The 16515-nt window shown below is 61.2% G+C and carries 18 protein-coding genes; 10 read left to right on the forward strand and 8 right to left on the reverse strand.

Features of this window, described 5'->3' with window-relative positions; translation table 11 throughout:
• Positions 1-83: 83 nt before the first annotated feature.
• The 6 genes from AC1DX3_RS15730 to AC1DX3_RS15755 form a co-directional block, all read right to left on the reverse strand.
• Positions 84-830 (reverse strand): helix-turn-helix domain-containing protein, encoded by a 747-nt coding sequence (locus AC1DX3_RS15730; RefSeq protein WP_476990264.1) that lies wholly within the window; start codon positions 828-830, stop codon positions 84-86.
• Positions 831-1096: 266 nt separating this feature from the next.
• Positions 1097-1810: an ATP-binding cassette domain-containing protein gene (locus AC1DX3_RS15735; protein WP_476990265.1), complete on the reverse strand. Its 714-nt coding sequence runs from the start codon at positions 1808-1810 to the stop codon at positions 1097-1099.
• Positions 1803-2486 (reverse strand): molybdate ABC transporter permease subunit, encoded by a 684-nt coding sequence (modB, locus tag AC1DX3_RS15740; protein WP_476990266.1) that lies wholly within the window; start codon positions 2484-2486, stop codon positions 1803-1805. Before modB ends, AC1DX3_RS15735 begins: the two co-directional genes overlap by 8 nt.
• Positions 2487-2491: 5 nt before the next feature.
• Positions 2492-2860, reverse strand: coding sequence for a VOC family protein (locus AC1DX3_RS15745; RefSeq protein WP_476990267.1), 369 nt, complete (start codon positions 2858-2860; stop codon positions 2492-2494).
• A complete protein-coding gene (modA, locus tag AC1DX3_RS15750) occupies positions 2857-3603 on the reverse strand; it encodes a molybdate ABC transporter substrate-binding protein (RefSeq protein WP_476990268.1) in 747 nt (248 codons plus the stop codon). Before modA ends, AC1DX3_RS15745 begins: the two co-directional genes overlap by 4 nt.
• Before the next feature lie 85 nt (positions 3604-3688).
• Positions 3689-5218 (reverse strand): OprO/OprP family phosphate-selective porin, encoded by a 1530-nt coding sequence (locus AC1DX3_RS15755; RefSeq protein ID WP_476990269.1) that lies wholly within the window; start codon positions 5216-5218, stop codon positions 3689-3691.
• A gap of 309 nt (positions 5219-5527) precedes the next feature.
• Here AC1DX3_RS15755 and AC1DX3_RS15760 point away from each other — a divergent pair, with 309 nt between their 5' ends.
• Positions 5528-5761 (forward strand): BolA/IbaG family iron-sulfur metabolism protein, encoded by a 234-nt coding sequence (locus AC1DX3_RS15760; protein ID WP_476990270.1) that lies wholly within the window; start codon positions 5528-5530, stop codon positions 5759-5761.
• Between the two features lie 82 nt (positions 5762-5843).
• Positions 5844-6443, forward strand: a complete 600-nt coding sequence (locus AC1DX3_RS15765; protein WP_476990271.1) for a hypothetical protein — start codon at positions 5844-5846, stop codon at positions 6441-6443.
• Between the two features lie 51 nt (positions 6444-6494).
• Here the strand turns inward: AC1DX3_RS15765 and AC1DX3_RS15770 are convergent, their stop codons facing one another.
• Complete coding sequence (locus tag AC1DX3_RS15770) at positions 6495-6974, reverse strand: Lrp/AsnC family transcriptional regulator (protein WP_476990272.1); 480 nt, start codon at positions 6972-6974, stop codon at positions 6495-6497.
• Between the two features lie 232 nt (positions 6975-7206).
• On the opposite strand from AC1DX3_RS15770, the gene AC1DX3_RS15775 reads away from it, so the two are divergent.
• From AC1DX3_RS15775 to AC1DX3_RS15805, 7 genes are all read left to right on the forward strand, one after another.
• Positions 7207-8280, forward strand: coding sequence for a Leu/Phe/Val dehydrogenase (locus AC1DX3_RS15775; protein ID WP_476990273.1), 1074 nt, complete (start codon positions 7207-7209; stop codon positions 8278-8280).
• Between the two features lie 187 nt (positions 8281-8467).
• The gene (locus tag AC1DX3_RS15780) at positions 8468-9964 is read left to right on the forward strand and encodes a CoA-acylating methylmalonate-semialdehyde dehydrogenase (RefSeq protein WP_476990274.1); all 1497 of its coding nucleotides are present in this window, start codon (positions 8468-8470) and stop codon (positions 9962-9964) included.
• A gap of 12 nt (positions 9965-9976) precedes the next feature.
• Positions 9977-10744, forward strand: a complete 768-nt coding sequence (locus tag AC1DX3_RS15785) for an enoyl-CoA hydratase-related protein (protein WP_476990275.1) — start codon at positions 9977-9979, stop codon at positions 10742-10744.
• 8 nt (positions 10745-10752) lie between these two features.
• Complete coding sequence (locus tag AC1DX3_RS15790) at positions 10753-11874, forward strand: acyl-CoA dehydrogenase family protein (RefSeq protein WP_476990276.1); 1122 nt, start codon at positions 10753-10755, stop codon at positions 11872-11874.
• The gene (locus AC1DX3_RS15795) at positions 11875-12903 is read left to right on the forward strand and encodes an enoyl-CoA hydratase/isomerase family protein (protein WP_476990277.1); all 1029 of its coding nucleotides are present in this window, start codon (positions 11875-11877) and stop codon (positions 12901-12903) included. It begins immediately after the preceding gene.
• A gap of 15 nt (positions 12904-12918) precedes the next feature.
• On the forward strand, positions 12919-13797 hold the full coding sequence (mmsB, locus tag AC1DX3_RS15800) for a 3-hydroxyisobutyrate dehydrogenase (RefSeq protein WP_476990278.1): 879 nt from the start codon (positions 12919-12921) through the stop codon (positions 13795-13797).
• A 166-nt stretch (positions 13798-13963) separates the two neighbouring features.
• The gene (locus AC1DX3_RS15805; RefSeq protein ID WP_476990279.1) at positions 13964-14914 is read left to right on the forward strand and encodes a CAP domain-containing protein; all 951 of its coding nucleotides are present in this window, start codon (positions 13964-13966) and stop codon (positions 14912-14914) included.
• Between the two features lie 105 nt (positions 14915-15019).
• Here the strand turns inward: AC1DX3_RS15805 and AC1DX3_RS15810 are convergent, their stop codons facing one another.
• Positions 15020-15715, reverse strand: a complete 696-nt coding sequence (locus AC1DX3_RS15810; RefSeq protein WP_476990280.1) for a TetR family transcriptional regulator C-terminal domain-containing protein — start codon at positions 15713-15715, stop codon at positions 15020-15022.
• A 94-nt stretch (positions 15716-15809) separates the two neighbouring features.
• On the opposite strand from AC1DX3_RS15810, the gene AC1DX3_RS15815 reads away from it, so the two are divergent.
• Positions 15810-16514 (forward strand): helix-turn-helix transcriptional regulator, encoded by a 705-nt coding sequence (locus AC1DX3_RS15815; RefSeq protein WP_476990281.1) that lies wholly within the window; start codon positions 15810-15812, stop codon positions 16512-16514.
• The last annotated feature ends 1 nt before the right edge of the window (position 16515 follow it).

The following is a 16515-nucleotide window of genomic DNA, read 5'->3' on the forward strand; positions in this document are numbered from 1 at the left end:
TAACGCCGCAATTTTGCCGTTACTATATAAACGCTCTTGCCGGGTATAATCGACGGCCATAATCTACTGAGAGGCCTCTGCGGCTATCCCAGCAGCCGTGCGAATCCACCATCCACCACCCGGGTTAAATGCGCCTGGTAGGCCGCATAAACCTCGGCATCCGGAGCGATGCGGCCCAGGACACGGTTGTCTTTACCGAAGGGTATCAAGGCAAATGGCGCTGAAACGGGCACCAGTTGTGTTCCCGAGCCTGCCTGCAAGGTCGTTAATAGTCCGTACATCACGCCGCCGATCAAAGGCCGGCCGAGCACGGCCAGGCGGAACTGCCCGTCATCATTGGTATGGAGATAAATATGGCCGGACTTGTTCGGCACCGACACGACGCCGTTTTGCGCGAAGAGCGCATCCTGCCGCTCCGACTCGTGAAAGCCGAGGCAACCGGCCGCCGCGTCCCAGGCAATCGCCGTGCGATAGGCAAAGATGGCGCGGGCAACTTCGAAAGACGGACGCAAGGTCAGATAGTCGCCCTCCAGCCACCTGACGGCATCGGAGGTATAGGCGCCCAGTTCGGCCGGCGCCGCGCCGATCCGTTGCGGCGGTACGCCCGTTCCGGCTTGAAACACGTCCGGTCGCAAGGCCATCCCCAAGGCGGTTTCCAGCCGCACGATCGTCGCCAGGGTGAAGGCCCGGCTACCGTTCAGCGCCTTTTCCAGGGTCGATATACTGACACGGGCCATATCGGCCAGTTGCTGACGCGACATGCGGCGGCGCGCCAACTCCTCGCGGACCTTCGCCGCGATCGCCTGTTCTGCCATCCCTGATTCTGCCATGAATCCCCCTGCCCACACATCCGTACATATCCGCACATTGTCTGTCCAGATGCCGCAGAGGTGGACGAAACCGGCCAATCAATACGCTACCGCCCGAGGGTTCCCGAAGTTATGTTTATCTTGTGTTTCAAGGGAGCAGGGGGGCGCCCACATGGAATACCCCTCCATGGGAAACGCAGGCGCAGACGGCGCCTCACCACATTCGCCGTCACGTCCTCGCCGCCGGGAGTCATGCCCCGGTCGGCGGGGGCGCTTTTTCCCCGCGATTAAACCCTTAGACCGGCCTTCAAGGCCGCCGCCGCCAGGGCGCGCACCTCTGCCTCGCTTAAGCCGTCCAACTGTGCGCTAAATTCGACCGCCGGTTCATCGACCACGCGACCGTCCTTCATCCGCAAGGTCCGGTCGGCCAGGCGCTCGATCTCATAGGCGTCGTGGCTGACATAGAGTACTGGCAGATCACGACCCAGGGAGGCCATCAGCGGAATGATCTCGGCCTTGGCGCCACTGTCGAGGCTCGACAGGGGCTCGTCCATAAGCAGGATTTCCGGGGCCCCGAGCAGGGTCCGCGCCAGCGCGACGCGTTGGCGCTCACCACCCGACAGTTTCCCCACGGACCGGCGCAACAATGGCTCGATGCCCAGCCGCTCGACAATACCGTCGAAATCGACCTCGACGCCCGCCCGTTTCAGACCGTAGACCAAATTACCGGCCACGGTGAGGTGCGACAGCAGCGAAGGCTCCTGGAAGATATAACCGACGCGGCGTTTATGCACCGGCACAAACGCCTTGCTGTCCTGCCAAACATCCTTGCCGATCGCCACCCGGCCGCTCAATCGCGTCAATCCCGTGATCGCCCGCAAAAGCGTGGTCTTGCCGGCCCCCGAGGGCCCCCAGATGGCGGTAATGCCCATGGCGGGCACGGTAAAGGCGGCGTCGATGGCGAACGCGCCGGCCGATCCGGATAAGGCGACCTCAATCATGGGCCACCTGCCCGAATTTGCGATCGATGACCAGCAGGCTCAATAAGACGATAAAGGCGAAGACCAGCAACCCGCCGGCCAATTGGTGGGCGTGGACCCAATCCATCTGCTCGACCATCTGCCAGATTCGGATCGACACGACCTCGGTCTTGCCGGGAATGGCGCCGCCGATCATCAACACCACGCCGAACTCGCCGACCGTGTGAGCAAAAACCAGCAGGGCCGCGGTCAGAAAACCCTTACGTGCCTGGGGAATGGCGATGCTGAAGACCTGATCCCACGGCGAAGCGCGCAGGGTGGCGGCGACCTCGAACGGCCGCGGTCCGATGGCCTCGAAGGCATTACGCAAAGGTTGGACGGCGAACGGTAGGGAATAGATGATCGATCCGATCACCAGGCCGGTAAAGCTGAAATCGAGTGTGCGCACGCCGAACGGATGCAGCAGGGCCATCAGTGGGCTCTTGGGCCCCAGTGCGACCAGCAGGTAGAATCCCAACACGGTCGGCGGCAGGACGATCGGCAGGGCGACGATGGCGGTAACCATGTCTTTGAACGGGTTGCGGCTGCGCGACAGCCACCAGGCGATCGGCGTGGCGATGACGAGCAGGCATAGGGCCGTCGTCGCCGCCAGGACGATGGTGACGCGAATGGCGGCGATGGTCTCGCTGTCAGGCATGCATTTTACGCATTTGGCGGCTTGTGACAAACGGCTTCGATATTATAGCCGTCGGGATCGAGCACGAAGGCGCCATAATAGCTGGGGTGATACTTTTCGCGCACACCCGGCGGACCGTTATCGCGACCGCCGGCAGTTATTGCGGCAGCATAGAAGGCATCGACCGCGGCACGGTCGGCGGCGGAAAAAGCGACATGCATCCCGCCGTCCGGCGGTGCCCCGTCGACCAGCCAGAAATCCGGCTTCTTGACGCCGAAGCCCGTGCCGTAGATGCCATCCATCACAATGCCATAGCCCAGCGGCGCGAAGGCCGCCACATAGAAGGCCTTGCTGCGTTCACGGTCGGTAACCTTGATACCCATATGATCGATCATTTGACTTCGTACCCATAGGATTTGATGATGGCGATGGCTTGCGGCGATTTCAGGAAATCGAGATAGGCCCTGGCCGCCGGGTCATCCTTGCCCGGCGCCAACAGGATGGCTTGCTGGTCGATTGCGGTATAGTCCGCCTTTGGCACCACCCAGCGTGAACCGGACGTGTCCTTATAGACCTGCGACAGGGCGACGAAACCGAGTTCGGCGGCCCCCGTTTGCACGAACGTGAAGGTCTGGGCTATCGATGTCCCCTTGACGATCTTCGGCGTCACGGCGTCGTAAAGGCCGAGCTTCTTCAGGGTCTCGATCGCGGCAACGCCATAGGGCGCCGAGGCCGGATCGGCGATGGCCAGGTGCTGATAGGCGCCCTTGGCGAGGACCGCGCCAGTGCTGTCGACATAGCCCGGCGTCGAACTCCACAGCACCAGCGTACCATAGGCATAGACGAAGCGCATGCCTGCTATGCCGTAACCGTCGGCTTCCAGCTTGGTCGGGCGTTCGGCATCAGCCGACAAAAATACCTCGAACGGCGCACCTTGTTCGATCTGGCTGAAAAAGGCGCCGGACGGACCGAAGCTGTTGACGACATGGTTGCCGGTCTTGGCTTCGAAGGCCGCGGCGATCTCCTTGGCCGGCTCTGTAAAATTAGCCGCCACGGCGACCTGAACGTCGCTGGCAAATGCGCCGCCGCTCAATGGCAACAACGCGGACAGCAAGCCCAATAACAATCTTGATTTCACGTCTGTCTCCTCACAGGAAAACGCCTCTTCGCGGAACGAAGAGGCGTGAGGGCAGGCGAACAATCTCCCGGTGGAGTCTTGTTCCCTAGAACCCGAATTGGCTCCGAATGGCGAAGCTATTATATTTCTGGCCCATCTGCACGCCCGAACTGTTGAGGCGGTCGATTTTGACATTCTGGCCTTCGAAGACGAAGCGGACGGCCGGATTGAGCTGCCAGTCGAGGCCCAGGCTGAGGATATCCTGCTGGCCGCCCCGGACGCGGTCGGCCGCTAGGGCAGCATCGGCATGGTAGTTGAGATCGAGGGTCGAATAGCGCGCCACGAGTTCGAAAGCGCCCCAATGGCCGTTCGAAGGATCAAAATTGGCCGTCGGTATGATGCCGTCGAAGGCCGCTGTCTTGGTGTTGTAAGTGCGTGTTTCGCCAGTCAGTGAGAAGCCGCCTTCGAGATACCAGCCGGAGAACTTCGGATCGCTGACGCCAGCCACCGGGTTCAAGCGCTTGATCGTATATTGGAACGCTTCGCCTTGCGCGAAAACCGGACCCGATTGCCAGCCCAGTTCGGCGCCGACAGCAGCGGCCGAGTCGGCATTGACCGCACCAGTATCGATCAGGCGCGTGCCGTCGACTCGCAGTTCCGGACGATCGCGCAACTGCACCGGATAGCCCGTGGCGGCGGTCGAACCGGCATCGCCTGGATTGAGGACGCCCGAATAGTTGAGGCCGGTATGGATCAGCCAGCCCTTGCCCTTGAACGGCGTGCCGGCGATGCGGGCGGCGACGCCCAACTGCTCGTCATTATTGGCGGTGGTGAAGCCGGCCGCCTGGGTGTTGAGCTGCGACACAGTATTGCCTGTGACGGCGACCGACCACAGCCAGCGGTCATAGGTGTTAAAGGCCGCCACGCCGATTCGGGTGTCGCCGCCGGCGAAATTGCGCGCAACTTCGGCTGCCGAAGCGCGTTCCAGGAAGGGCGAGCTGTTGGCCGAACCGGCGTCTGCCAGGCCGACCAGAGGGGCGAATTCACCCACGCGCAGCTTGGCCGACTTGAAGCCGCTATACTGGATCCAGGCCTCGTGGAAGCGGCCGACGTCTTCGGCGCCGGCACCGCCGAAGTCCATCAGGATATTATAGTCGAAATCCTTGAACAGCTTGCCGTTGATGCCGACGCGGGCGCGGCGGAAATTGGTGCCGGAATTGAGGTCCCGCGACACGACGGCCGGGTCGAGACCGTGTTCCTGGCTATAGGTGGCGGCGTCGAGCTGGAAGATGCCGTGTATGGCGACGCTGAAGGCGCCGTCGCTCGAGGCAATCGTCGCCGTGCCGTTCTTCATGGCGACAGTGGCAGCGGGTGCAGCCGGTGGTGCCGGGGCAGCGGCAACGGCCACAGCCACAGGAGCGGGCTTGGCGGCCACTGTTGCGCCGACCTGGGCCTTCAGGGCATCGAGCTGCGCCTGCTGCGCGTCGATCTGGGCCTGCATGGCGTCGATCTTGGCCTGAATTTCAGGCGACACCTGGGCCAGGGCTGGGCCACACAGGCACAGAGTAAGAGCGGCGATGCTGGCGCTGCACGCCAGGGCGATGGTCCGGTGTGTCCGGTGTGGTGGTTGCGACATGGAGGTCTCCCTGAAAATCGTCGTTACGTTAATGCGATTCCCGCTCACGTAAAAAGCGGCCCGGTCGTTGCCGGTCCACCGCAAAGGGGCCGATTTGCTCAAAGGCGTCAATCCAAAACGCTACGATATAACCGGTTCATTTTATTCGAAAAAAAGTTGTTGTGAAAGTGTCACATTGTAGTGATGTTGCTACATAATCTTCAAATTCGATGCGGCGTGACCTGACGTTTTCCCTGTTCAAGCCAGCCAAAACTGGCTAAAGCCCAAGACCTGCTAGAGTTACGGCGAATTTGCCAAAGGGAGACGGCCATGGCCATAGCGCAAAGCGATCTGCAAGCCCGTATCGAAGCGGCTTTTCCCGGCGCCGAGATCATCATCACCGATCTGGCCGGCGACGGCGATCACTATAAGGCGCGCATCGTGTCGGCGGCCTTCAACGGTCTGCCGCGCGTCCGCCAGCACCAGTTGGTCAACAAGGCCCTGGCCGATCTGCTGAGCGGCCCTCTGCATGCCTTGGCCCTGGAGACCGTCGGGACGGAATAAGACAAGCTTCGCGACCTGACATGGAGCCAGGCTTGTTGGCGTCTGTCGATTATTTTATTGTTCAAGGGGAGGAGGGGCGCCCATGCCGAAATCATCGTGGTTTTACACGCTCAGCAAGGAGGAGCGGATACGCCTTGCCGATGAGGCCATCGCCAAGCGGCAAACCCTTGTCGAACGCTGGACGAAGAGCGTCGACGTTGCGGACGGCGAAGCGGTCCTTGAGAGGTGGACTGAAAGGGCGGGCATTGCGGTATCGCTGCTGGGGGAGGTCACGTCTGTCACCGACATCGGCGCGGCCCACATGGATGTCGAACGCCTGCTGCCTTCCGGCGTCGTGTATGTGCCGCTTGACGTGGCGCGAAGAGACGATCGAACGATCGTTGTCGACCTCAATGTCTGCAATTTGCCCAACACGAATACGGACGGAGCCGTCATGCTGGGCGTACTGGAATATATTTATGATGTTCGAAAACTGTTGGCGGAAACCCGCAAGCAATATCGTGTGATGGTGACCACCTACAATCCGGTCGAGGGGACCAAGGCATTGTCGGACCGTCGAGCCCATGCGTGGGTTAACAATTATTCGAAGGCCGAAATCACGGCGTTAATGCGTGACGCCGGGTGGTCGATCGATCGGGAAATCGCCCCGAACGCAAAATCGTTCATGTGGCGCCTCGTTTAACGGGACGGTCCTTCGATCTGTCCACGCACCGCCCCTCATTTCGCCACAAACTCACAAGCTCGGAGATGGATCCCGCTTCAACCGCCTGAGGCAAAATGTCGACCGCGTATGCCTTATCCCTGGAAATTTCATCAGCTTCTTGCGCAGGAAGGCCTCATAGCCTTCCGTGTCCTCGACCGCGGCGATGATGACATAGTCATATTCCCCGGTCGTCAGATAGGCATCGGTCACTTCCGGCAGTTGCATGATATAGCGTGAGAAGGTCTCGATCTTTTCGTCGTCATGCTGCTCCAGGGTCAATTCGACCATGACCGATAAAGGCTTGCCGATCAGCTCGGGCGACAGCAGGGCGACATAGCCGGTTATCACCCCCGACTCTTCCAACCGCCGTATCCGCGTCCAGCACGGGGTTTGCGATAATCCGACGCGATCGGCGACCTCCTGGGTCGTCAGGTGACCGTCCTCGCGCAGCAGTCGCAGGATCTTCCTGTCGACATCGTCCAACGCATGTTCCGGCTGCCGTTTCGCCATGGTTTCATCCCGCACTGCAATAGAACTATTATCCGACCTCATGCGCCTCAGCGGAAAATCTATCCGATAAAACGTCGTTTCACGGGCCAGTTTAGAAGCACTTTCTGCCCGTACAGGATATTATCACTGGAAACAATAATGCTGCAGGGATTTTCGTGGACGCGCCACATGTGCCGACTGCCGCAACTTTCCAGATAATGCCACACCCATTCGCCTAAAGGACACGCGTACCATGTTTGATCATCCCGACTATGACGGCCACGAAAAAGTACTGATGGTGGAGGACGCCGAAAGCGGCCTGAAAGCCATCATCGCCATCCACTCGACGGCGCTCGGTGCCGCGGCCGGCGGTTGCCGCCTGTGGACCTATGACACCGGCGTCCATGCCCTTTCCGACGCCCTGCGCCTGTCGCGCGGCATGAGCTACAAGAACGCCATGGCCGACCTGCCCATGGGGGGCGGCAAGGCCGTCATCCTCGGGCCCGTCGCGCCGGAAAAGCGTGAAGTCGTCATGCTGGCCTTCGGCCGCGCGGTCGACAGCCTGGACGGTCAATACATGACCGCCGAAGACGTCGGCGTCAGCGTCTCCGACATGATGATCGTTTCGCGCACCACCGGCTATGTCGGTGGTTTGGCTGCCGTCGAAGGCAAGGCCGGCGGCGATCCGTCGCCGTTCACTGCCCGTGGCGTCCGCATCGGCATCGAAGCCGCCGTCAAGGCCAAGCTCGGTCGTAGCGACATCGCCGGCCTCAAGGTCGCCGTCCAGGGTCTCGGCCATGTCGGCATGTACCTGTGTCAGGAACTGTTCGACCTAGGCGCCCATCTCGTCGTCGCCGACATCAATCCCGCCCGCGTTTCCGAAGCCCAGATGCGTTTCGGCGCCGTCGGTGTCTCGGTCGACGATATCCTCCTTCAGAACGTCGATGTCGTGGCCCCCTGTGCCTTGGGCGCCGCCATCACCGAAGACGTCGCCACCAAGCTGAATGCGCAAATCGTCGCCGGCGCCGCCAACAACCAGTTGGCCACGCCCGAAGCCGGAAAGATCCTCGGCCGCCGCGGCATTCTCTACGCTCCCGACTATGTCATCAATGCCGGCGGCATCATTGCCGTGGCTGGTGAATTCTCCGGCAAGAACGACGCTGTCGCCATCGCTGCCCAGATCGCAGCGATCGGCCCACGCCTCGATGTCATCTTCGCTCAGTCCGAACGCGAAAAAGTGCTTACCAATGAGGTTGCCGATTCGATGGCGCGCGCTAAGATCGCCGCCGCCCGGTCAGCCAAGATTCGCCAGACCGAAGTCGCGTAAAACCGAACGTCATGGGTTAGTGAGAAACGCTCCACCTATCCCCTCGCCCCTCCACTTGAGGGGAGAGGCCGGGCAGCCGGTGCCGTGGCAGGCTTCAGCCTAGCTCGGCGCCCCCGCCGGGTGTGGGGTTCTTTCTTCCTTTGATGTTCCGCCTATCTCTAAACAGAGCCACATAGAAAGAAGCCCGATGCGCGAGATTTCCCATTTCATCAACGGCAAATCCGTGCCGGGCCAATCCGGCCGCTATAGCGACGTCTTCGACCCCAATACCGGCAAGGTCCAGGCGCGGGTCTGCCTGGCCTCGGCCTCCGAGGTCGACGACGCTGTGCAGAAGGCGGTCAAGGCGCACATCGGCTGGGCGGCCATGAACCCGCAACGCCGCGCCCGCGTCATGTTCGCCTTCAAGGGCCTGCTTGAAAAGCATATGGACGAGCTGGCCCACCTGTTATCGTCCGAACACGGCAAGGTCATCGCCGATTCCAAGGGCGACATTATGCGCGGCCTCGAGGTCGTCGAATTCGCCTGCGGCATCCCCCACCTGCTGAAAGGCGACTATACCGAAGGCGCCGGCCCCGGCATCGACGTCTATTCGACGCGTCAACCTTTGGGCGTCGTTGCCGGCATCACGCCGTTCAACTTCCCGGCCATGATCCCCATGTGGATGTCGGCCGTGGCCCTGGCCTGCGGCAATGCCTTTATCCTGAAACCCTCCGAAAAAGACCCGTCCGTGCCGGTGCGGCTCGGCGAACTGCTGCTCGAAGCCGGCCTGCCCGAAGGCGTGCTGCAAGTCGTGCATGGCGACAAGGTGGCGGTCGACGCGCTACTGACCCACCCCGATATCCGCGCCGTGTCCTTCGTCGGCTCGTCCGATATCGCGCAATACGTCTATAGCCTCGGCACCTCGCACGGCAAACGCATCCAGGCCATGGGCGGCGCCAAAAACCACGGCATCATCATGCCCGACGCCGATCTCGACCAGGTGGTGAAGGATATTGTCGGCGCCGCCTACGGCTCGGCCGGCGAACGCTGTATGGCCTTGCCCGTCGCTGTGCCGGTCGGCGCCAAGACCGCCGACGACTTCGTCAACCGTATGATCGACGCCGCCCGCAACCTGAAGGTCGGGGTATCGACCGACAAAGACGCCCATTACGGCCCGGTGGTTTCCGCCACGCACAAGGCCAAGGTAGAGGCCTATATCCAGATGGGCATCGACGAAGGCGCGCAACTCCTGCTCGACGGCCGCGGCTTGAAGCTGCAAGGCCACGAAGACGGCTTTTTCGTCGGCCCGACCCTGTTCGACCACGTCAAACCCGCCATGCGCACCTATCAGGAAGAAATATTCGGACCGGTGCTTCAGGTCGTGCGCGCCGACACCCTCGAAGAAGGCGCGGCGCTCGCCTCGCATCACGCCTACGGCAACGGCGTCGCCATCTTTACCCGCAACGGCCTGGCCGCGCGCGAATTCGCCGCCAAGGTCAATGTCGGCATGGTAGGTATCAATGTGCCGATCCCCGTGCCGGTCGCCTATCATAGCTTCGGCGGCTGGAAGCGCTCGGCTTTCGGCGATTTGAACCAATACGGCACCGACGGCGTGCGCTTCTACACCAAGGTCAAGACGGTGACCCAGCGCTGGCCCGACGGTGATATCGGCGATCAGGCATTCATCATCCCGACCATGCAGTAGGGATTGTCCTCCATGGAAACCCTTACCTTCGAACAGCGCGGCCGGGTCGCGGTGATGACCTTGAATCGTCCCGATAGCCTCAATGCCCTGAATGCCCAGGTGATGACCGAACTGTCGGTCCTGATCGACGATATCGACCGTAACGCGTCTATCGCCGTCGCCGTCTTGACCGGGGCGGGCAGGGCCTTTGCCGCCGGCGCCGACATCAAGGAAATGGCCGATAAATCCGTTTCCGACATGTACCTCGACGACTGGTTCGCTGGCTGGGACCGCTTCGCCGCCGCACGCAAGCCCGTCATCGCCGCGGTCAACGGTTTTGCCCTTGGCGGTGGTTGCGAACTGGCCATGATGTGCGACCTGATCATCGCCTCGGACAAGGCCAAATTCGGCCAGCCGGAAATCAAGCTTGGCGTCACCCCCGGCATGGGCGGTTCGATCCGCCTGACCAAGGCGATCGGCAAGGCGCGTGCCATGGACCTGATTCTGACCGGACGCATGATCGACGCCACCGAGGCCGACCGCATGGGTTTGCTGAGCCGCGTCGTTCCGAATGACGACCTGATGACGGTCGCCATGGAAGCGGCGGAAACCATTGCCGGCTATGGCCTGCCGTCGATCCTGGCGGCCAAGGAAATGGTCAGCCGAGCGCTCGAACTGCCGACTACCGAAGGCGTGCGTTTTGAGCGCCGCCTGTTCATGTCGCTGTTCGCCACCGCCGACCAAAAAGAGGGCATGGCTGCCTTCAGCGAAAAGCGCCCGGCCCAATTCACCGACCGATAGGACACGACATGCTGAGCGAAGACCAGTTGATGATCCAGGAAGCGGCCCAGCGCTTCGCCTATGACAAGCTGCGCCCCCATGCCGGCCTGTGGGACGAAACCAAGCACTTCCCAGTCGATGTCATGCGCGAAGCGGCCGGTCTCGGCTTCGCTGCCATCTACACGAAGGAAGAGCACGGCGGTTCCGGCCTGTCGCGTCTCGATGCGGTGGTGATTTTCGAGCAGTTGTCGCGCGGCTGTATCGCCACGGCGGCCTTTTTGTCGATCCATAATATGTGCACCTGGATGATCGACACGTTTAGCTCTGACGCGTTGCGCGCCGAACAGGTACCGGCCCTGGTCGGCATGGATCATATCGCCAGCTACTGCCTGACGGAGCCCGGTTCCGGCTCCGACGCCGCCGCCATGAAGACGCGCGCGGTGAAGGACGGAGACGACTACGTCCTGAACGGTTCCAAACAGTTCATTTCCGGCGCCGGTGTCTCCGACATCTATGTCGTCATGGCGAAGGACGGCGACAAGGTTTCGGCCTTCGTCGTGCCGAAAGATACCGCTGGCCTGTCATTTGGCGCCAATGAAAAGAAGATGGGCTGGAACGCCCAACCGACGCGCATGGTCACCTTCGACAATGTCCGGATCCCCGCGGGCAACCGCATCGGCGGCTCGGGCGAGGGATTCCGCTTCGCCATGAAGGGCCTCGATGGCGGCCGCCTTAATATCGCCGCCTGCAGTCTGGGCGGGGCGCAAGACGCGCTCGACCGCGCCATGGCCTATGCGGCCGAACGCAGCCAGTTCGGCAAGCATCTCAATGAATTCCAGGCGACCCAGTTCAAGCTGGCCGATATGGAAACAGAGCTCCAGGCTGCGCGCACCTTGCTCTACGAAGCCGCCGCACGCCTTGATGCCGGCGACCCCGGCGCGACGCGCTGGTGCGCCATGGCCAAGCGTTTCGTCACCGATACCTGTTCAAAAATCGCCAATGATGCCCTGCAAATCCACGGCGGTTATGGCTACCTCCACGATTACGGCGTCGAACGCATCGTCCGCGACTTGCGCGTTCACCAAATCCTCGAAGGCACCAACGAAATCATGCGCGTTATCATCGCGCGCGACATGCTGAAGGCGCAATAAATGGAACCGCCAGTTATCATCCGTGTCGAAAACGGTGTCGGCCGCATCACGCTCAACCGTCCGAAAGCTCTGCATGCCTTGACCACTGAAATGTGCGCCGAGATGAGCAAGGCGCTGGCGGCTTGGGCCACGGCCCCCGCGGTTGAGATGCTGATGCTCGACCACGCCGAAGGTTCGCGCGGTTTCTGCGCCGGTGGCGATATCCGCATGGTCGCTGAAAGTGGCCGCGGCGACGGCAAGGCCGGCGAAGAATTTTTCGCCGTCGAATACAGGCTGAACGTCCAGATCAAACGTTTCCCCAAACCTTATCTCGCCATTCTCGATGGCGTCACCATGGGCGGTGGTGTCGGCATCTCAATTCATGGCTCGCACCGCATCGCGACCGAACACACCTTGTTCGCCATGCCGGAAACGGGCATCGGCCTGTTCCCCGATGTCGGCGGCTCGTGGTTCCTGCCGCGCCTGGCCGGCGAAATTGGCACGTGGCTGGCCCTGACCGGCGCGCGTCTGAAGGGCAAGGACGTCTTGGCGGCCGGCCTGGCGACGCATTTCGTTCCATCCGCGCGAATCACGGAGTTGAAAGAGCGCGTCCTGGGCGGCGAAAACCTGGACCCTGTCCTGGCCGAGATGTCGGAACCCGCGGGGGCGCCGTCCTATGCCGACCATATCGAGGTCATGAACCGCTGTTTCGCCAAATCCGACATGACCGGGATCTGCCTGGCGCTGAAAATGGCCGACGACGATTGGGCGACCGAGCAGGCTGACATCCTCGCCAAGCGCTCGCCCCTGTCCTTGAGCGTGTCGCTGGAGCAATTGCGTCGCGGCGCCAGGATGACCAGTTTCGAAGACATCATGCGTATGGAATATGCCATCGCCTGTCACATCATCCGCACCAACGACTTTTCCGAAGGTGTGCGCGCGGTGATCGAAGACAAGGACAATGCGCCGCGCTGGAACCCGGCCTCGCTATCGGGCGTCACGCCGGCCATGGTCGAACCCATGTTTTCGTCGATGGAACTTACGTTATAACGGAGCTTTGCGGTCATGAAAATCGCCTTTACCGGACTCGGCCATATGGGCTCGGGTATGGCCGCCAATCTGGCCAAGGCCGGGCACGATGTTCGGGCGTTTGACTTGAGTACTGACGCGGTTGTCCAGGCCGTCAAGGACGGCGCCACCGCGGCCGCCTCCCTGGTCGATGCCTGTACCGGCGCCGAGGCGGTGGTGACTATGTTACCCGCCGGCCAGCACGTTCTCAGCGTCTACGCCGACGTCTTCCAACACGCTCCGAAGTCGGCGCTCCTGATCGATGCGTCGACCATCGATGTCGAAACCGCGCGCAAGGTCAATGCCCAGGCCGCGGCAGCTGGTTTCGCCATGGTCGACGCGCCCGTTTCCGGCGGTGTAGCCGGTGCACAAGGGGGAACCCTGACCTTTATGTGCGGCGGTTCGGACGAGGCCTTTGGCCGCGCCGAGCCGATCTTGAGCCATATGGGCAAGGCCGTCATCCATGCCGGCGCCGCCGGGGCAGGGCAGGCGGCCAAGATTTGCAACAATATGCTGCTGGCCATTACCATGATCGGCACCTGTGAAGCCTTTGCTTTAGCTGAGAAATTGGGGCTGAAAGACCAGACCTTCTTCGATATCGCCTCGAAAGCCTCGGGTCAGAATTGGTCAATGACCAGCTATTGCCCGGTCCCTGGTCCGGTGCCATCGTCGCCGGCCAATCGCGACTATCAGCCGGGCTTCGCCGCCGGCCTGATGTTGAAAGACCTGACGCTGGCCATGCAGGCAGCCGCTCAGGCTTCGGCCGATACGCCCCTGGGCGCCAAAGCCCACGCCCTCTACGACGCCTTGTGCGCCCAGGGCCATGCCATGCAGGACTTCTCCTACATGATGGAACGCATCCGCCGCGGCGCCTGAGCGTAAAACATAAGGGAACCATCAGGGCACAAGATTAAAAAGTTAAATTCCGATCAAGCATTAAGACGGTTAATGCCAAAGTAAGGTCATCTTTTGGTTACCTCTTAATATTTTATAGCGCATCCTCAAAAGCGACGCAGTTAAGCGGCGCAGGGGATAGTAGAGTATGCGTAAAATGGGGATTGGACTGGCGAACTTCGCCGGTATCCTGGTGACCTGTGCGGCTCACGCCGGCCCTTCGGATGTCAGAACCTTGTCGGAGGCCGTCTTGGCCAGCCAGGTACTCGACATCATCAATATACAGCGATCTCAACACGGATGCGCCCCGCTTCAAATGGACGACAGGCTGTTCGCCGCGGCGCAGAGACAAAGCGAAGCCATGGCGCGCGAGCATTTCGCCGGCCATGTTTCGCCGGACGGCGCCACGCCCGAGAGCCGCGTTAAGGCTGCGGGATATAGCTTTGCCATTGTCGCCGAGAATATCCAGGTGAATACGCGCTACCCCCTGGCGATGGTGGAAGCTTCGCTGAACGCGCCGAAGCATCGCGACAATCTGTTCAACTGTGCCTATACGGATACCGGAATCGCTGTCGTGTTGCAGGATGACGGCGTCGCCGTTCCCGGCGTCCCCTCCATGTACAAATACTATTGGACACAGGTACTTGCGGCGCCGGCTGTACCGGATCAGGCGGCCGTGACGGAGAAGGTTCTGGCCCTGATCAATGCTGAGCGCGCCAAACAGGGCTGCGGACCGCTCCAGGTCGACGCCAAGCTGTCCCAGGCGGCCGAACGCGAAAGCCGTGACATGGTGACCAAACATTTCTTCAGTCATAACGACCCGGACGGCGCCACACCCGGCAGCCGCGTCAAGGACACGGGCTATGTCTATCAGATGATTGGTGAAAATATCGAGGTCAATACCGACACACCCGAAGACGCTGTCGCGAGCTGGATGAACAGCCCTGGCCACCGCGCCAATATCCTGACCTGCGCCTTTCGCGATACCGGCATCGCCGTCGCCGTCCAGGACGATAATATCCCGGTCGACGGCGTCCCCCACGCCTACAAGGCCTACTGGACCCAGGTCTTCGCCTTGCCGTTTCACGGCGGCAGCTGAAGGCGTATCAATGTTGATTTTGATGATTTTGGCGATTAACCATGCGAGCCGATTGCCATAAGAGTAGCTTATTGCGTACGGCTTTCATGGGTGATCAATACTTGATTATTTAAAGCTTATGCGGTCGCGCTGAACATCCTGGGCTGGCCGCAAACTGTCGAGGAAACGCGTCATCTGATCGATACCGAGCGCCAGGAATTCGGCATCCTGGGCATTCTTGGCCAACGAGACATAGCCTTCATACATGGCGACGATTTGCGAGGCGACTTCGAACGGATTTACACCCTTGCGCACCGTCCCTTTCGTCTGGCCGGCGTGCAGAGCTTCGCCCAAGCCGACGATCCAGCCCTTGAAAATGGCGGCCAACCGTTTCCGGAAAGCTTCGTCCAGCGGCGACATTTCCTGGGCCAGATTGTTGAGCGGACAGCCGCCAGCTACATTTTCCGGCGTTAGTGGTACGGCCTTGACTGTCACGATCAGAGTATCGACGACATTGTCCGTCTGCTCCAACGGTTTCAGCCACTGATCGCGGATCATGGTCGCCACGACCTCGTCGATCACCGCATGTCCCAACGCATCCTTGTTGTCGAAATGGTGGTAGAGGGCGCCCTTGGTCACACCCGACCGGGCGATGATGGCGCTGAGATCCGCGCCTTGAAATCCGGACCGATAGATTTCCTCATAGGCGGCCGACAGCAATTTTTCGCGAGTCGCAAACGGGTTGCGGCGTCGTGTATCCTTTGTTTTTACAAAAGAAATAGCCATACCGACCAGTATGTACTGATTGGTTAACAGAGTCAAGTCTTGCCTCAGCCCGCGCCTTTCGGCTATATGCTGACAAAAACTGGCATCAGACATTGATAGCTGTTCGCCACCCCTAACGGAGGCTCAAACCATGTCGCGTGCCACCCGTCTTCTCGATCTGCTACAACTCCTGCGCCGCCACCGTTATCCGGTCGCCGGCGCCGAACTGGCGCGTGAGCTAGAGATTTCGCTGCGCACCCTATACCGCGACATTGCCGCCCTGCAGTCCCAGGGCGCCCACATAGAGGGCGAGCCGGGCGTGGGCTATGTCCTGCGCCCCGGCTACATGCTGCCGCCCCTGATGCTGTCCCAGGAGGAGCTCGAAGCCCTGGTGCTCGGCACGCGGTGGGTGGCGGATCGGGGGGATGCCCGTTTGGGCGCAGCGGCACAAAACGCCCTGACCAAGATCGTCGCCGTCCTGCCCAAGGACCTGGCCGACGAGATCGAAACCAGTGGACTTTTAGTGGCGCCCAGCTGGCAGTCGCCGGAAACCCGCCTCGACCTCGCCGAGGTCCGCGCCGCCATCCGCTCGGAATGCCGGGTCGATGTCCGTTATGTCGACGCCAAAAACGAAACAACCGAGCGGGTGGTCTGGCCCATCGCGCTCGGCTTTTTCGAACATGTCCGTATTGTCATTGCCTGGTGCGAACTACGCCAGGCCTTCCGTCATCTCCGCGCCGACCGGATCCTCAGCTGGACGCCGCTGAGCAATCGTTACCCCAAGCGCCGGGTGGCCCTGTTAAAGGCCTGGCGCCTGGAACGTGACGAAGAGAACGCTCGTTATAACGCTGCCTGAG

It is taken from the genome of Asticcacaulis sp. P2_B1 (assembly GCF_056404915.1).

What these genes read in the sequence shown, in the direction of transcription:
- AC1DX3_RS15775 (WP_476990273.1), top strand. Translation starts at nt 7,207, where the DNA reads ATGTTTGATCATCCCGACTATGACGGCCACGAAAAAGTACTGATGGTG.
- AC1DX3_RS15765 (WP_476990271.1), top strand. Translation starts at nt 5,844, where the DNA reads ATGCCGAAATCATCGTGGTTTTACACGCTCAGCAAGGAGGAGCGGATA.
- mmsB (WP_476990278.1), top strand. Translation starts at nt 12,919, where the DNA reads ATGAAAATCGCCTTTACCGGACTCGGCCATATGGGCTCGGGTATGGCC.
- AC1DX3_RS15790 (WP_476990276.1), top strand. Translation starts at nt 10,753, where the DNA reads ATGCTGAGCGAAGACCAGTTGATGATCCAGGAAGCGGCCCAGCGCTTC.
- AC1DX3_RS15760 (WP_476990270.1), top strand. Translation starts at nt 5,528, where the DNA reads ATGGCCATAGCGCAAAGCGATCTGCAAGCCCGTATCGAAGCGGCTTTT.
- AC1DX3_RS15730 (WP_476990264.1), bottom strand. Translation starts at nt 830, where the DNA reads ATGGCAGAATCAGGGATGGCAGAACAGGCGATCGCGGCGAAGGTCCGC.
- AC1DX3_RS15770 (WP_476990272.1), bottom strand. Translation starts at nt 6,974, where the DNA reads ATGGCGAAACGGCAGCCGGAACATGCGTTGGACGATGTCGACAGGAAG.
- AC1DX3_RS15745 (WP_476990267.1), bottom strand. Translation starts at nt 2,860, where the DNA reads ATGATCGATCATATGGGTATCAAGGTTACCGACCGTGAACGCAGCAAG.
- AC1DX3_RS15795 (WP_476990277.1), top strand. Translation starts at nt 11,875, where the DNA reads ATGGAACCGCCAGTTATCATCCGTGTCGAAAACGGTGTCGGCCGCATC.
- AC1DX3_RS15785 (WP_476990275.1), top strand. Translation starts at nt 9,977, where the DNA reads ATGGAAACCCTTACCTTCGAACAGCGCGGCCGGGTCGCGGTGATGACC.
- AC1DX3_RS15735 (WP_476990265.1), bottom strand. Translation starts at nt 1,810, where the DNA reads ATGATTGAGGTCGCCTTATCCGGATCGGCCGGCGCGTTCGCCATCGAC.
- AC1DX3_RS15815 (WP_476990281.1), top strand. Translation starts at nt 15,810, where the DNA reads ATGTCGCGTGCCACCCGTCTTCTCGATCTGCTACAACTCCTGCGCCGC.
- AC1DX3_RS15780 (WP_476990274.1), top strand. Translation starts at nt 8,468, where the DNA reads ATGCGCGAGATTTCCCATTTCATCAACGGCAAATCCGTGCCGGGCCAA.
- AC1DX3_RS15755 (WP_476990269.1), bottom strand. Translation starts at nt 5,218, where the DNA reads ATGTCGCAACCACCACACCGGACACACCGGACCATCGCCCTGGCGTGC.
- AC1DX3_RS15805 (WP_476990279.1), top strand. Translation starts at nt 13,964, where the DNA reads ATGCGTAAAATGGGGATTGGACTGGCGAACTTCGCCGGTATCCTGGTG.
- modB (WP_476990266.1), bottom strand. Translation starts at nt 2,486, where the DNA reads ATGCCTGACAGCGAGACCATCGCCGCCATTCGCGTCACCATCGTCCTG.